The 13,964-nt window shown below is 67.5% G+C and carries 14 protein-coding genes; all 14 read right to left on the minus strand.

Annotation, left to right across the window (positions count from 1 at the left end; translation table 11 throughout):
* Positions 1-17: 17 nt before the first annotated feature.
* From AC07R1_RS23665 to AC07R1_RS23730, 14 genes are read right to left on the minus strand one after another with little or no spacing between them, the layout of a single operon-like run.
* The gene (locus AC07R1_RS23665) at positions 18-1,244 is read right to left on the minus strand and encodes a beta-ketoacyl-ACP synthase (RefSeq protein WP_011058835.1); all 1,227 of its coding nucleotides are present in this window, start codon (positions 1,242-1,244) and stop codon (positions 18-20) included.
* Positions 1,244-1,972, minus strand: a complete 729-nt coding sequence (gene fabG / locus AC07R1_RS23670; protein WP_011058836.1) for a 3-oxoacyl-ACP reductase FabG — start codon at positions 1,970-1,972, stop codon at positions 1,244-1,246. Before fabG ends, AC07R1_RS23665 begins: the two co-directional genes overlap by 1 nt.
* Entirely contained in the window at positions 1,969-2,442 is a 474-nt protein-coding gene (locus AC07R1_RS23675; protein WP_019095188.1) for a hotdog family protein, read from the minus strand. The genes fabG and AC07R1_RS23675 overlap by 4 nt, the downstream gene beginning before the upstream one ends.
* Positions 2,439-3,635 (minus strand): beta-ketoacyl-[acyl-carrier-protein] synthase family protein, encoded by a 1,197-nt coding sequence (locus tag AC07R1_RS23680; protein WP_072443871.1) that lies wholly within the window; start codon positions 3,633-3,635, stop codon positions 2,439-2,441. The genes AC07R1_RS23675 and AC07R1_RS23680 overlap by 4 nt, the downstream gene beginning before the upstream one ends.
* Positions 3,632-4,117 carry a hypothetical protein gene (locus tag AC07R1_RS23685; protein ID WP_015633878.1) on the minus strand — a complete coding sequence of 162 codons (486 nt, stop codon included), beginning with the start codon at positions 4,115-4,117 and terminating at the stop codon, positions 3,632-3,634. Before AC07R1_RS23685 ends, AC07R1_RS23680 begins: the two co-directional genes overlap by 4 nt.
* Positions 4,114-4,875: a class I SAM-dependent methyltransferase gene (locus AC07R1_RS23690; protein WP_019095190.1), complete on the minus strand. Its 762-nt coding sequence runs from the start codon at positions 4,873-4,875 to the stop codon at positions 4,114-4,116. Before AC07R1_RS23690 ends, AC07R1_RS23685 begins: the two co-directional genes overlap by 4 nt.
* Entirely contained in the window at positions 4,872-6,119 is a 1,248-nt protein-coding gene (locus AC07R1_RS23695; protein ID WP_495110984.1) for an NAD(P)/FAD-dependent oxidoreductase, read from the minus strand. Before AC07R1_RS23695 ends, AC07R1_RS23690 begins: the two co-directional genes overlap by 4 nt.
* Positions 6,106-7,296, minus strand: a complete 1,191-nt coding sequence (locus tag AC07R1_RS23700) for a cation:proton antiporter (RefSeq protein WP_123473074.1) — start codon at positions 7,294-7,296, stop codon at positions 6,106-6,108. Before AC07R1_RS23700 ends, AC07R1_RS23695 begins: the two co-directional genes overlap by 14 nt.
* Positions 7,290-9,632, minus strand: coding sequence for an MMPL family transporter (locus tag AC07R1_RS23705; RefSeq protein ID WP_053156039.1), 2,343 nt, complete (start codon positions 9,630-9,632; stop codon positions 7,290-7,292). The genes AC07R1_RS23700 and AC07R1_RS23705 overlap by 7 nt, the downstream gene beginning before the upstream one ends.
* On the minus strand, positions 9,616-10,296 hold the full coding sequence (locus AC07R1_RS23710) for an outer membrane lipoprotein carrier protein LolA (RefSeq protein WP_495110985.1): 681 nt from the start codon (positions 10,294-10,296) through the stop codon (positions 9,616-9,618). Before AC07R1_RS23710 ends, AC07R1_RS23705 begins: the two co-directional genes overlap by 17 nt.
* The gene (locus AC07R1_RS23715; RefSeq protein WP_011058845.1) at positions 10,293-10,718 is read right to left on the minus strand and encodes an acyl-CoA thioesterase; all 426 of its coding nucleotides are present in this window, start codon (positions 10,716-10,718) and stop codon (positions 10,293-10,295) included. The genes AC07R1_RS23710 and AC07R1_RS23715 overlap by 4 nt, the downstream gene beginning before the upstream one ends.
* Positions 10,711-12,255 (minus strand): HAL/PAL/TAL family ammonia-lyase, encoded by a 1,545-nt coding sequence (locus tag AC07R1_RS23720; protein ID WP_495110986.1) that lies wholly within the window; start codon positions 12,253-12,255, stop codon positions 10,711-10,713. Before AC07R1_RS23720 ends, AC07R1_RS23715 begins: the two co-directional genes overlap by 8 nt.
* Entirely contained in the window at positions 12,236-13,192 is a 957-nt protein-coding gene (locus tag AC07R1_RS23725) for a lysophospholipid acyltransferase family protein (RefSeq protein ID WP_015633885.1), read from the minus strand. Before AC07R1_RS23725 ends, AC07R1_RS23720 begins: the two co-directional genes overlap by 20 nt.
* On the minus strand, positions 13,189-13,923 hold the full coding sequence (locus tag AC07R1_RS23730) for a glycosyltransferase family 2 protein (protein ID WP_065364853.1): 735 nt from the start codon (positions 13,921-13,923) through the stop codon (positions 13,189-13,191). The genes AC07R1_RS23725 and AC07R1_RS23730 overlap by 4 nt, the downstream gene beginning before the upstream one ends.
* Positions 13,924-13,964 lie beyond the last annotated feature (41 nt).

Here is a 13,964-nt window from a genome sequence, read left to right on the forward strand (position 1 = left end):
TCCAGTGAGGTGGGGCATCAGGACCAGCGGCGGAAGATCAACGAGGTGTTGACGCCGCCAAAGGCAAAGTTGTTGTTCATCACGTATTCGTGGCTCATGGCGCGAAAGCCTCCCTGCAGGTAGTCCAGCTCGCCGCAGCGGGGGTCGACCTGATCCAGGTTGCAGGTGTGCACATAGAGGTCGCGGTTGAGCATCTCGATGCTGAACCAGGATTCCAGCGCGCCGCAGGCGCCCAGGGTGTGGCCGAGGAAACTCTTCTGCGAACTGATGGGCATGCGGCTGCCGAACAGGCTGCTGGTGGCCAGGGTCTCGGCGATGTCGCCTTGCTCGGTGGCGGTGCCATGGCCGTTGACGTAGCCGATGGCCTCCGGGGCCAGGGCCCCATCCTCCAGCGCCAGCTCCATGGCCCGGCGCATGGTGCTCTGTTCGGGGCGGGTGGTGTGCTGGCCGTCGGCGTTGCTGCCGAAGCCGACGATTTCCGCGTGGATGCGCGCGCCACGGGCCAGGGCGTGCTCCAGCTCCTCGAGCACCAGCATGCCGCCACCTTCGCCGATCACCAGGCCGTCACGGCCGCTGTCGTAGGGGCGCGGGCTGGTGTGCGGCGCATCGTTCTTCAGGCTGGTGGCATACAGCGCGTCGAACACCATGGCTTCGGTGGGGCACAGTTCCTCGGCGCCGCCGGCGAGCATCAGCGGCAGGCGGCCGAACTTGATCGCCTCATAGGCGTAGCCGATGCCCTGGCTACCGCTGGTGCAGGCGCTGGAGGTAGGGATCAGGCGCCCGGTCAGGCCGAAGAAGATGCTGATATTGGCGGCGGTGGTGTGGGGCATCATGCGCACGTAGGAGTTGGCGTTGAGCCCCTCGGCCACCGAGTTGAGCAGCATGTTGCCGAAGGCCTTGATCTCGTCGGTGCTGCCGGTGGAAGAACCACAGGCCACGCCCATGCGCCCGTCCTTGATCGACGGGTCGCCCAGCAGCCCGGCGTCGGCCAGGGCCTGCTCGGCGGCGCCCACGGCCAGGCGCGAAACCCGGCCCATGCTGCGCAGCTGCTTGCGGGTCCAGTGCCCGGGCACCTGGAAGTCATCGATGGGGCCGGCCAGGCGGGTGTTGAGTTCGCTGAACCTGTCCCACTCGTCCATGCGCCGGATGCCGCTGCGGTTGGCGGCAAAGCGCTCGGCGATGCTGGCCCAGTCGCTGCCCAGGGAGGTGATGCCGGCCATGCCGGTGACGACCACACGTTTCATCAGCACAGGCCCCCGTTCACCGACAGCACCTGGCGAGTGATGTAGGACGCTTCGGCGGACATCAGGAAATTCACCGCGCCGGCCACCTCTTCCGGGGTGCCCATGCGCTGCGCGGGAATCATTTTCAGCAGTTCTTCCACCGGCACGTTTTCATCCAGCATGGCGGTGTCGATCAGCCCCGGGGCCACGCAGTTGACGGTGATCTTGCGCTTGCCCAGCTCGATGGCCAGGGCCTTGGCGGCGCCGATCACGCCGGCCTTGGAGGCGCTGTAGTTGACCTGGCCACGGTTGCCGATCAGCCCCGAGACCGAGGTGATGCAGACGATGCGCCCGGCTGCGCGGCGGCGGATCATGGGCATCATCACCGGGTGCAGGACATTGTAGAAACCGTCGAGGTTGGTGCGCAGCACCTGGTCCCAGTCCTCTTCGCTGAGGGCCGGGAAGGCGCCGTCGCGGGTCAGGCCGGCGTTGAGCACCACGCCGTAATAGGCGCCATGGGCTTCGACATCGGCCTCCAGGGCAGCCCGGCAGGCCTCCCGGTCCGATACATCGAATTGCAGGACGCGGGCGCTGCGGCCCAGGGCCTGGACTTCGCCCCTGACGGCTTCGGCTTCGGTGCGGCCGCTGCGGCAGTGCAGCACCAGGTCATACCCGGCCCGGGCCAGACGCAGGGCGATGGCACGGCCGATGCCACGGCTGGAGCCGGTGACCAGTACGGAGTCAGTCATGACGGTGTTCCTGTAGAAGAGGCAGGTGTTTCATGCAAGTAGTCGGCGGCCTGTGGCGGACGGAACACGTTCAGGCGCGCGCTGGCGATGATGCCGGGGCCACTGAGGTGGCACTCGAACACGCCCATGCCGTTGTCGTCTTCCAGAGAGCGCAGGGCATGGATTTCCAGGGTGCTGCCGAGGGGGAAGTGCTCGACATTGCATTCGAATTTGCGGGTGCCCAGAAGAAAGCCCAGCTCCACCGGCAAGCCTTGCTGGCGGGCGCGGCAACCGGCGTAGGCGGCCACGCTCTGGGCCATCAGCTCGACGCCGACCCAGGCCGGCAGGCTGCCGTCGGGGCGGTTGAACAGGCCACCGGGGCGAACTTCGAGGCGGGTGCGGATCTGTTCTTCATCAAAGGCCAGGACCTGATCGATGAGGATCATGTCCCCGGCGTGGGGCAGCAACTCGGCGAGCGGCCAGTCAATCATGGGGCGTCTCCGATAATCAGGCTGACGTTGTTGCCGCCGAAGGCGAAGGAATTGCTCATCAGGCGGCGCGGTGCGTGGGGGGCCAGGCGATCGTCCGGGGTGACCCAGCGCAGTGGCGGCAAAGACGGGTCGGCCTGGGCATCCCAGACATGGGGCGGCAGCGCCAGGCCGGGGTTGTCGGTACTCAGGGCCAGCCAGCAGAACGCCGCCTCCAGGGCCCCGGCGGCCCCCAGGGTATGGCCGCTCATGGGTTTGGTCGAAGAGCAGGGCACGCCTTCGGGGAACAGCTGGGCAACGGCCAGGCTTTCCATCGCGTCGTTGTGCTGGGTGGCGGTGCCGTGCAGGTTCAGGTAGCCGATCTGCTGTGGCTGCAGGCCGGCGCCGCGCAAGGCCAGGCTCATGGCCTGCAGGGCGCCGCGGCCATCGGGGGCCGGGGCGGAAATGTGGTAGGCGTCGGAGCTGGCGCCACCGCCCAGCAGGGCAACAGGGGCGTCGCCGGCAGGCTCCCGGCTCATGAGGAACAGCACCGCCGCTTCACCGATGTTGATCCCGTCGCGGTTGCGGGAAAACGGGTTGCAGCGTTGCCCGGAGACCGCCTCCAGGGCTGTGAAACCATTGAGGGTCAGCTTGCACAGGCTGTCGACCCCGCCGCATAGCACGGCGTCGCACAGGCCCAGGTCGAGCAGGCGCCGGGCACTGATCAGGGCCCGGGCGCTGGAGGTGCAGGCGGTGGAAATCACATAGGCCGGGCCGCAGAGTTGCAGCCATTGGGCGAGGAAGTTCGCCGGGGCGCTGAGCTCCTGCTGACGGTAGTCGTAGCCCGCCGGGAATTGCCGGTCCTGCAGGTAACGGGCGATGCCCCGGCTGGCTTCGTCGATGCCCGACGTGCTGGTGCCCAGGACGATGCCGATGCGGCCATGGCCGTAGCGCTGGATGGCCTGCTGGATGTCGCCTTCGATCTGCCGGGTGGCCTCCAGCAACAGCTGGTTGTTGCGGCTGTTCTGGGCTTCGAGGCCCGCCGGCATGCCCGCCAGCGGGCTGCGCACTGCCGCCACCGGCAAGGTACGCTCGGGCACCCAGTGGCTTTCGTCGCGCATGCCCGAGCAGTCGCCGGCAAACAGGCTGCGGGCGACTTCCTGGCGATTGCGGCCCAGGGCGCAGATCACCCCGAGGGCGTTGAGGTAAGCCGTCATGGCGTGGCCTCGGTGCTCAGAGCCGTGATGTGGTAGTGCGGGCCTTGGGGCAGGTTCAAGGTGAAATCCAGAGCGTGTTGATAGTCGACTCGCCAGCGCGGGCCGAGGGTACGTTGGGCGCCCTGTTGCCGGGCGTGCGGATAATTGGCCTGCAGTTCGGCCACAGGCGTCAGGGCGAACAGCAGGGCCGCGAACAGCTCCCGGGCCTCCGGGTTGGGTGGCAGCAGGCCGTCGGCCTGCCAGTGTCCGCCCACCAGGCGCTGACGGGCCTGGGGAATGCCCAGCGGGTCCATCAGCGACCAGCGCAGGTCCGGGCCTTCGGCCTGGATCACCAGCAGCCAGTCCTGGCGCTGGTCCTGAAGCTGGCGCTGTACGTGGAGCTGCAACGGCAGCACCAGCGAGGGCGTGCGCTCGGGCAGCGGAGCCTGACTGACGCAAGCGCTCAGCAACAGGACACAACCGAGCAGCAGGGCACGGATCATTCGGACGGACCTTCCTCGGCAACAGGGGGAGCGAGCGGCTTGCGGGCCACCACATTGACCAGGGTTTCCTCGCGCTGGCCCACCGGCGGCGGCTGGCGCAGGCCGAAGCGCTCCAGCAGGCCGAAGTCCTTGGCGCGACTCCACCACAGGTAGGGATAAGACACGTTCTGCGGGCCGAATTCAAAGCCCTGCTGACGAATCATCTGCAGGTACTGGGCGGCGCTTTTCTGCACATGCATCGGATGGCGGAACAGCCAGCGGATCACCCAGGTGTCGATATAGGCCTCGGTGGATTCGGCAAACAGCAGGTAACCCCCGGGCTTGAGCACCCGGTAGAACTCGGCCAGGGCTTTTTCCTGTTCCACCAGGTGGTGGAAGGTCTGGTGGCAGAACAGCAGGTCGACGCTGGCGTCGGCCAGTTCCAGGGTCGCGCAGTCGCTGCCGATCAACTCCACCTGCATCTGCTGGCGCCGGGCTTCCTCGGCGCTGAGCTTGAGGCTGTGGGGGTCGGCGTCCAGGCCGATCAGGCGCTGCGGGGCGAACACCTGGCGCAGGTACTGGAACGACTTGCCCTGGCCGCAACCGGCGTCCAGCAACACCGGATGCCGGGGCAGCTCGCCATCGAACAGCGAGCGCAGGTCATTGATCGCCACCCGCAGCACATGGTGCTGCCAGGTGTGGCTGCGCAGGAACCAGAAGCCGAAGCGGGTTTCCTCGACGTAGCTGTCACTCAGGTACTGGCTGGTTTGCTCACTCATGCGCGGTCCCTCGCACAGACTTCCGAGAGGGCCTTGAGCCGGCGCTTGGGCTCGCTGACGAAAGGGTTGCGTTCATCCCAGGCATAACCGGCGAGGATCGAGCTGATCATGCGGCGGATTTCCGGGGAGCTGCCCGGATGGTAGATCACGTCCTGGAAAGTACCGGCGTACCAGCCCTCGACGTAGCAGCGGAAGGTGTCCACGCCGCGTTTCAGCGGTTCGGCGAACTCCGTCGCCCAGTCGACGCCCTGGCCCTGCAACTGCCGGTGCAACACGGCGGCGGCCATGCTCGCGGAACGCATGGCGATGGTCACCCCGGAAGAGAACACCGGGTCGAGGAATTCCGCGGCGTTGCCCAGCAGGGCGAAGCCCGGGCCATGCAGGGTGCTGACGTTGGCCGAGTAGCCGCCGATGGTCCGTGCCGGGGTGTCCCACTCGGCGTATTGCAGCACCTTGGCCAGGCTCGGGGTTTCGCTGATGAAGCCCCGCAGGCAGGCGTCCAGGTCGCCATCGCGCCCGGCGAAATGCTCTTGGGCGGCCACCACCCCTACCGAGCAGCGGCCGTTGCTGAAGGGGATGCTCCAGAACCAGATGTCGCGGTGCTCGGGGTGGGTGGTGATGAGGATCTTGTTGCGGTCGAAGTGCTCGCAGTCGATGCGGTCTTCGACATGAGTGAACACCGCTCGGCGTACCGGAAAGTTCGACGGCGCTTCCAGTTCCAGCAGGCGCGGCAGGACCCGGCCGTAGCCGCTGGCGTCGAGGATGAAGTCGGCTTCGATGCGGTACTGGCTGCCGTCTTCACGGCGGCAGTCGAGCTGCGGCAAGGGCCGCTCCACTTCCACCGCGACAATCTCTTCGCCGTAGCGGATCTCCACCCCTTGCAGGGCGGCCTGGTCGGCCAGCAGCTTGTCGAAGTCGGCGCGCTGCACCTGGAAGGTGGTGGGCTTGCCATTGCTGAAGGTTTCGCCGAAATCGAAGGTGCTGTAGTGCTCGCCCCAGGCGAAGGCCGCGCCGTTCTTGAGCTGGAAGCCGGCGGCTTGCACGGCCTCCAGCATCCCGGCTTCCTCGACGAAATCCAGGCAGTGGGACAGCAGGCTTTCACCGATGGAGAAACGCGGGAAATGTTGCCGCTCGACGATCAGCACGTCGTGGCCCTGGCGCTTGAGCAGCGCGGCCGCGATGGCCCCCGAGGGGCCGGCACCGATCACCACGACTTGGCGACGTTCCATTTCAACTGTTGGCACTGGGGCTCCTTGCCGGTTTGGCGATGTTCAGGTTCAAGGGGGCAGCGTGGGGCGCCGCCTGGGGAGTTCGGTGCATTCCGGCCAGGGCCGGCAGCAGGGTGGCGATCAGGCCCATGAGCATCAGCGCGAAGTACAGCGCCGGGCTGATCAACTGTTGTTGCAGCAGCAGGTTGAGAAAGACGATCTCGCTCAAGCCGCGAATGTTCAGCAGCAGGCTTTCCCGCCAGCGGCTGGCGCCGGTAAAGGAAGCGCCGGCCCAGCCCAGGCCCAGCCAGTTGCCCAGCAGCTTGCTGGCAATCGGCAACAGCAGCAGGGCCGCCAGTTGCACCCAGCCGAGGCTGCCCATGGCGCTGTGCACATCGATCTGCACGATGCCGAAGGTCAGGATCAGCGGGATGGCGATGTAGGTCTGCAAGCGGTTCATCCAGGCAGCCTGTAACGGCAGCACCAGCGCCAGCTTGAGGGCGGCCATGCACAGCAGGTAGCCGATGCCGAAGATCAGCGCATTGAGCCGGTAATGCTCGGCCACCACCAGCAGGCCGAAAAAGCCCAGGCTGTAGAGCAGCGGCTGGCGCAGGCCCAGGCCGCGCAGCACCAGGGGCAGGCAGGCGCCGGCCAGGGGCAGCAGCAGGCTGCTCAGGTGCAGGCTGCCCTGGGCCAGGGCGAACAGGCTCCAGCAGGCCAGGTCGATGAGGATCGCGGTCTGCACCAGGCGCCGGGTGGCGGCGGGCGGGTACTGGATGTGCCGCAGGTACAGGTAGAGCACCGGGATCGCGGTGATGGCGAACAGCAGGCCGATCGCCAGGGAGCTGATCCAGGGTTGCGCCGGCAGCAGCCAGAAGGCGGTGGCCAGGCCGCAGGCGAAGGGAATGCCAAAGCTCGGCACGGCGATCTTCAGGCTCTGGCGGTCCAGGCGCAGGTCGATCACGTCACTGAGGATATGCCCCAGCAGCAAGGCAAAGCTCAGGCTGTACAGATGCTTGAGCCACTGCGGCGAAACCAGCTGCGCACCACTTAGCTGCCAGTGCGGTTCGATCCACAGCAGCATCAGCAGCGGCAGGCCGAAGGTCGCCAGCAGCAGCTGGCTGACAATCGGGATCAGGCCCAGGCGCCGGCCGATGTGGGTGGCCAGGGCAAACAGCGCCAGGGCCAGTAGCCAGAACAGCAGGGTCAGCATGCTGCACGCTCTGTGTCGGGCGCCGGGTGCGGCCTGTGGCCGGCCCAGGGCGCAAGGATGAAGCTGAAGGCCAGCCCCAGGCTGACCGCCAGGCCGAAGTTGCTCACCGCCGGGGTGCTGGAAATGGCCAGCAGGCCGAACGACAGCCAGGTGGTCAGGGCCGCCAGCAGCGTGCCCAGCAGGCTCACCGCGGCGCCGCCGATCTGCTCGCGCATGAGGATCGCGTAGTCGACGCTGATGGCCGTCACCAGCAGCAGGCCGAACAGGCTGAACAGGGTCAGGGGCTGGCCCAGCCAGCCGAGGCTGGCCAGGCTGCACAGGGCTGCCAGCAGGGGCAGGGCCACCAGGCGCAAGGCGCCGCCGAGGCCGAAGGGCAGGATCAACAGCAGCACGATCAGCACGCAGGAGGCCAGCTTGAGTTCGGCGGCGCTGACCTGGGTGGCGGCGAATACCCGGTTCAGCTCACCCAGGCGGTCCACCAGTTGCACCCCTGGCAGATCATCGGCCTGGATTCGCAGCAGGGCGGCGTCGTTCAGCCCCTGCAGGCTGACCATGGCGGCCACGCCGTTGGCGTTGGCTCCCAGCCACAGCGGGCGATAGGGCTCGGCCAGCGGCCCGGAAAGCGCGGCGTCGAGGTCTTCCACCGGCAATTGCTGCAGCTGTTCCAGCTCCGCTTGCAGGGCGGCCAGGGGCACCCCCAGGTCCAGCAGCGGCTGCCAGAAACGCGGCAACTGCTTGAGGGCTTCGCGCACCTGCTGTTGTTCGGTCGGTTGGCTGAGCAACTGGTTCAGCGACAGGTAGCCCTTGAGCTTGCCCAGGTTCACCAGCTGTTGCAGGCGCAGGTCCAGGGCCTCCAGGCGCTCCAGCAGTTGCTGCTGATCGGTGGCGCGCACCAGGAAGAACTGGCTGGTGGGCTGATAGCCGGTGATCCGCGCAATGGCCTGGGCTTCCTGCAGCAACTGCGGCGGTGCACCGACCCATTGGCGGATGTCGTTCTTGCTCTCGAGTTGCCACAGGCCGGCGGCGCAGAACAGCGCCAGCAATACCAGCAGCACCGGGCTGGGCACCCGCTTGAGCAAGGCCGCGCGGGCCTGCAGCAGGGCTTGGGCCACTTGCAGCGGCCATTGCGCCGGGCGCAGTTGCACCCCCTTGAGCAGTGCCGGCAGCAGGCACACCGCCGCCAGGTAGGCGCCCACCAGGCCGGCGGCGGAGAACACGGCGATCTGGGTCAGGGCCGGGAACGGGGTCCAGGCCAGGGCCAGGTAGCCGATGCAACTGGTGGCCAGGCTCAGGCTCAGCCCCGGCAGGGTCAGGCGCAGGGCCGGCCAGCTGCGCCAGGGTTTCAGGCTCCAGCTCTTGGACAGGTAGTGCAGGGGGTAGTCGACGGCCACGCCGATCAGGCTCGACCCCAGCACCAGGGTCATTACGTGCATGCGGCCGAACAGCGCCACGCAGGCCACGGCGCCGAACAGCATGCCCACCAGCACCGGGACGAAGGCCAGCAGGGCACGCCAGCGGCGGAAGGCCAGCAGCAACAGCAAAAGGATGCCCAGGGTGGCGCCGCCGCCGACCCAGGTGATTTCCCGGGTAGCCTGTTGCTGGCCGTTGGCGGCGTACAGCAAACCGCTGGCGGCCAACAGTTGTACCTGTTGCTGGCTGGCCTGCTCACGGCTGTGGCGCAGCAGGTCAGCCACTTGCAGAGGCAGTTGCATGTCGAAGGCGTTGCCGCCGGTGCGGGCCCGCAGCAATACCCAGTGCTGGCCGTCGGCCTCGGCCACCAGGGCGCCGCTGCCGATGTCCAGCTGCACCGCGCCGTGTTGCGGCTGGCTGTTCTGGATGCGTCCGGTCAGGCCCAGCCAGTCATCCTGGCTGGGCACCAGGGTAAAGCCGCCGAACGGGTCGAACAGGCTCTGCACCCGTTGCTGGATAAACGCCTGGGGCTGCTGGGCCAGTTGCTCGCGATCCTTGGCCCCGAGCATCGCCAGGCGGCCCTGCAACAGTTGCTGGCGCAGCGCCGGCAGGTCGGCCTGGAGGTTCCACTGGACCTTCTCGAACAACCCGCTGGCCTGCCATTGCTCGGCCAGTTGCCGGGCCATGGCCACTGCCTGCTGACGTTCGGCATGCCCCACCAGCACCAGGATTTCCCGGTTCAGCGGTTCCTGCATGCGTTGCTCGGCCTGTTGCTCCAGGGCATCCGGGGCGGTGCCGGGCACCAGTTCCATGAGGTTGGCCGATAGCGGCGCGCCATGGCGCCATTGCCAGGCACCGAGGGCCAGGACCAGGGTCAGCAGAATCAGGAAAAAACGCGGCAGCCAGCGTTCACTCGGCAAAGTCATGTTGCTCCGTTTCACTGAGCGGCTGGGCGCTGCTGCTGTCCTGCATGATCAGCAAGGTGCGGTCGCCCTGGGCTTCCAGCAGTTCGATGCGCTGCACCAGCTCGCCGCCGTCGATGTTGATCTGGTTGAAGATCTGTTTCAGCAGCAGGGAGCGGGGGATCAGTTGCAACTGCCAGTTCTGCGCACTGCCTTGCAGCTTGAGTTCGAAGTCCCGCTGCAGGCCGCTGCTGTCGCCTTGCAGCACGGCGAGGAACAGGCGGTTCTGCTCGGCCCCGGCGCTTTTGCCGGGAAGCATCTGCCAGCCGCTGCCATCGCGCCGGGCGATGCCCTGGGCAGTGATGCGGTAGTCCTGTTGCAACGGGGTCTGCAGCAGCCACAGCAGGCCGTGGTTTTTCGCCAGGACAAACTGGCCCTTGCTGGTCAGCGGCTGGGGCAGGGCCCGCAGGTGTTTTTCCTGGATGAAGCGGCCGTGGATCACCTCCGGCCGCGACAGCTGATCGCTCAACTGTTGCAGGTCGAAGGCCTGGGCCAGCCCCGGCACCCACCAGAGCACCAAGAGCGTAGGCGCGAGCTTGCTCGCGAACCGCCGCACCACGGTGCGCAGCGCCATGCACTGGGCAGACAGACCGACCCTCTTCGCGAGCAAGCTCGCTCCTACCTTCATGGCAAGGCCCTCGCGACGGCATCGGTGAAGACCTTGGGCGAGGCCAGTTGCATTTCCCGGCTGGCGATCTCCACGGCCACCTGCACCGAGCTGGCGCGGGTCATGCGCTCGCCCGTGGCCTGGTCGGTGATCAGGTAATTGATCTTCAGCCGGCTTTCCCACTCCACCAGGCTGGCGCGCACGTTCAGGGTCTGGCCGAACACCGCGCCGCGCACGTAGCGCAGTTGCAGGTCGATCACCGGCCAGGCGTAGCCGGATTCGAGCATCTGCTGGTAGTTGTGGCCGAGCTTGTCCAGCAGGGCGCAGCGGGCGACCTCCAGGTATTTGACGTAATGCCCGTGCCAGACGACGTGCATGGTGTCGACGTCGAAGAAGGGCACCTGGATCTGGGTGTCGGCGTGGATCACTCCCTTGCTACGCATGCAGCCTCCAGTGTTGTTCGGCGATGCGTTGCAGGCACAGGCGCAGTTCGCGCTCCAGGGCGCGGTCTTCGATCACCGGTGCGAAGTCTTCGGCCAGTTGCCGGTGCATGGCATCCAGGGCGGGCGGCAAAGGCCGGGCATCGGCTTCCTGGCTGCGCAGCCAGACCCCCTGGTTGGCCGCCAGCAAGGTGGCGGCGGCCACTTGCTCGGTGAGCTCCAGCACGCGGATCGCGTCCCGGGCGGCGATGGTGCCCATGCTCACCTTGTCCTGGTTGTGGCACTCGGTGGAGCGCGAGAACACGCTGGCCGGCAGGGTGTTTTTCAGGGCCTCGGCGGTCCAGGCGCTGGCGCCGATCTGCACCGCCTTGAAGCCGTGGTTGAGCATGGCGCGCTCGGCGCTGGCGCCGGAAAGGTTGCTCGGCAGGCCGTGGTTGTAGCGCACGTCCACCAGCAGGGCCAGTTGCCGGTCCAGCAGGTCGGCGACGTTGGCCACCAGGTTCTTCAGGCTGTCCATGGCGAAGGCGATGTGCCCGCCATAGAAGTGCCCGCCGTGCAGCACGCGCTCGGCCTCGGCGTCGATGATGGGGTTGTCGTTGGCGCTGTTGAGCTCGGTCTCGATGAAACCGCGCAGCCAGTTCAGGCTGTCGGCCAGCACCCCCAGCACATGGGGGGCGCAGCGCAGCGAGTAGCGGTCCTGCAGGCGATGCAGGGGCGCGGTTGGCGCGTCGATGGCCAGGTCCTGGCGTAGCCAGGCGGCCACTTGCATCTGCCCCGGGTGCGGCTTGGCGGCGAACAGGCGTTCGTCGAAATGTTCCGGATTGCCCTGCAGGGCCACCACGTTGAGGGCGGTGATGCGGGTCGCCAGGCGCAGCAGGTAGTCGGCCCGGGCAAAGGCCAGGCAGGCCAGCCCGGTCATTACCGCGGTGCCGTTCATCAGCGCCAGGGCTTCCTTGGGCCGCAGCACCAGCGGTTCCCAGCCCAGCTCGCGGTGCACGTCGGCGGACTCACGCCGCTCGCCGCGGAACATCACCTCGCGTTCCCCGGACAGGGTTGCCGCCACATAGGACAGCGGCGTCAGGTCGCCGCTGGCGCCCACCGAGCCCTCTTCCGGGATCAGCGGCAGGATGTCCTGGTCGAGGAAGGCCTGCAGGCGCTCCAGCAGTTCCACGCGCACCCCGGAAACCCCGTGGCACAGCGACTGCAAGCGCGCCGCCAGCACCGCGCGGGTAGCCTGGGCGTCCAGCAGCTTGCCCAGGCCGCAACCGTGGAAGGTGTACAGATGGCGCGGCAGCGCCTCGACGTGCTGCAGCGGCACCGCCACCACGCAAGAGTCGCCGTAGCCGGTGGTCACGCCGTAGATCACCCCTTCCTTGTCCAGCAGGGAATCGAGGAACTGCGCGCCCTTGGCGATCCGCTGGCGCCAGGCGGCGTCGCCTTGCAGGCGCGTCGGCACCTGGCGGTTGGCCAGGGCCAGCACGTCTTCGATGCGCAGGGGGTGTTCGCCGAAGGTTACCGGCTCATGGGTCGAGGTCGTCATCGGTCTTCCAGAATGGGTAAAAGTTGAACCATTGTTGCGGGGCTTGCAGGCAGTACTGGCCCAGGCGCTCGGCGTAGCGGGCGGTCCACTGGGCGATCACCTGCTGGCGGTCATTGCGTTTCCACTGCACGGCGTCGGCGAAGGGCTCGAGGATCACCTGGTAGCGGCCTTGCTGTTTCAGGCACAGCAGCAGGTTGACCGGGCACTTGAGCAGCCCGGCCAGCAACCAGGGGCCCTGGGGGAAGGCGGCCGGGTGGCCGAGGAAATCCACCCGCACGTTGCGCCCGCCGTGCAGCGGCACGCGGTCCCCGGCAATCGCCAGCCATTCGCCGCGATCCAGGCGCTGGCTCAGTTGCAGCATGATCGCCGGGTCCAGCTCGCTGACCTGGATCAGCCGCAGGTTGCTGGCCCCGGCTTCGCCCAGCAGGCGGTTGAAGCGTTCGGCGTGCTTGGTGTGCACCAGCACGTTCATGGTCACCTGCTCCCCCAGCTCGGCCAGGGCCCGGCACACTTCCAGGTTGCCCAGGTGCGCGCCCACCAGCATCTGCCCGCGTTCGCCGCGCAGCTGGTGGCGCAGTTGCGCCGGGTCGACGATCTCGATCTGTTCGATGCGCAGTTTGCCGTTCCACACGTCGAGCTTGTCCAGCAGGGCATCGGCAAAGGCCATGAACTGGCCGAACACCCGCCAGTGGCTGGGGCGCAACTCGTCGCGCCCGCTCCATTGGGCCAGGTGCTGCTGGTACTGCCAGATGCTGCGCCGGGCCCGGCGGCCGAACAGGAAGAAGTAGAACACGATGGCGTACAGCACCGGGCTCAGCAGCCGGCGCCCCAGCACCCGCACGCCCAGGGCGGTGAGCTTCATCAGCCAGAAGCTGCCGCGCTCCTGATGGCCGGCCCAGTGTTCGTTGCCGGGCTCCTTGGGTTGCTCCTGGCTCATGGACGCCACCGGCGCCAGAGGATCAGCGGCAGGCGCGCCAACATGCCGAAGAACAGCTTGGCGTGCATCTTCGAGATCAGCGCGTTGTCATGGAACAGGCGAAAGTGCGAGAGGCCGTCCTGGGGATAGTGGACCCGGGTCGGCAGCCAGCGCATGGGCTGGTTGCGCCAGGCCAGGCGCACCAGGATCTCCGGATCGAAGTCCATGCGCCGGCCCAGTTGCACCGAGTCCAGCAGGGCCAGGGTCGGTGGCAAGGGGTAGACCCGGAAGCCGCACATGGAATCGGGAATCTGCAGTGACAGGCTGTTGATCCAGACCCACACGTGGGTCAGGTAGCGGGCATACAGGCGCCCCTTGGGCACGCTGGCGTCGTACTGTGGATAACCGCAGACCAGCGCCTCGGGGTGGGCCTGGGAGTGCTGGATGAAGTTATCCACATCCGTGAGGTCGTGCTGGCCATCGGCATCGACTTGCAGGGCATGGCTGAAGCCCAGCTGCGCGGCTTCGCGCAGGCCGGCCATGACCGCGCCGCCCTTGCCCTGGTTGATCGCCAGGCGGATCAGGAACACCTGGTCTCGGCCGGCCAGTTGCTCCAGCACCGCCGCGCATTGGGGGCTGCTGGCGTCGTCCACCAGGACACAGGGCAGGCCGCGGGCCAGGAGCGCCTCGACCACCGCCGGCACGGCGGTTTCATGGTTGTAGACCGGTATCACCGCGCAAGGCTTATGCATGGCAGCGGGCCCCTTCAGCGTAAGCGCTGGCTTGCCAGTGA

The organism is Pseudomonas sp. GW821-FHT07F01 (assembly GCF_059418825.1).

Excerpts from the sequence above, each read along its gene's own strand:
- fabG (WP_011058836.1), bottom strand. The coding sequence starts at position 1,972 with ATGACTGACTCCGTACTGGTCACCGGCTCCAGCCGTGGCATCGGCCGT.
- AC07R1_RS23680 (WP_072443871.1), bottom strand. The coding sequence starts at position 3,635 with ATGACGGCTTACCTCAACGCCCTCGGGGTGATCTGCGCCCTGGGCCGC.
- AC07R1_RS23705 (WP_053156039.1), bottom strand. The coding sequence starts at position 9,632 with ATGACTTTGCCGAGTGAACGCTGGCTGCCGCGTTTTTTCCTGATTCTG.
- AC07R1_RS23710 (WP_495110985.1), bottom strand. The coding sequence starts at position 10,296 with ATGAAGGTAGGAGCGAGCTTGCTCGCGAAGAGGGTCGGTCTGTCTGCC.
- AC07R1_RS23665 (WP_011058835.1), bottom strand. The coding sequence starts at position 1,244 with ATGAAACGTGTGGTCGTCACCGGCATGGCCGGCATCACCTCCCTGGGC.
- AC07R1_RS23715 (WP_011058845.1), bottom strand. The coding sequence starts at position 10,718 with ATGCGTAGCAAGGGAGTGATCCACGCCGACACCCAGATCCAGGTGCCC.
- AC07R1_RS23730 (WP_065364853.1), bottom strand. The coding sequence starts at position 13,923 with ATGCATAAGCCTTGCGCGGTGATACCGGTCTACAACCATGAAACCGCC.
- AC07R1_RS23725 (WP_015633885.1), bottom strand. The coding sequence starts at position 13,192 with ATGAGCCAGGAGCAACCCAAGGAGCCCGGCAACGAACACTGGGCCGGC.
- AC07R1_RS23675 (WP_019095188.1), bottom strand. The coding sequence starts at position 2,442 with ATGATTGACTGGCCGCTCGCCGAGTTGCTGCCCCACGCCGGGGACATG.
- AC07R1_RS23685 (WP_015633878.1), bottom strand. The coding sequence starts at position 4,117 with ATGATCCGTGCCCTGCTGCTCGGTTGTGTCCTGTTGCTGAGCGCTTGC.
- AC07R1_RS23720 (WP_495110986.1), bottom strand. The coding sequence starts at position 12,255 with ATGACGACCTCGACCCATGAGCCGGTAACCTTCGGCGAACACCCCCTG.
- AC07R1_RS23700 (WP_123473074.1), bottom strand. The coding sequence starts at position 7,296 with ATGCTGACCCTGCTGTTCTGGCTACTGGCCCTGGCGCTGTTTGCCCTG.
- AC07R1_RS23690 (WP_019095190.1), bottom strand. The coding sequence starts at position 4,875 with ATGAGTGAGCAAACCAGCCAGTACCTGAGTGACAGCTACGTCGAGGAA.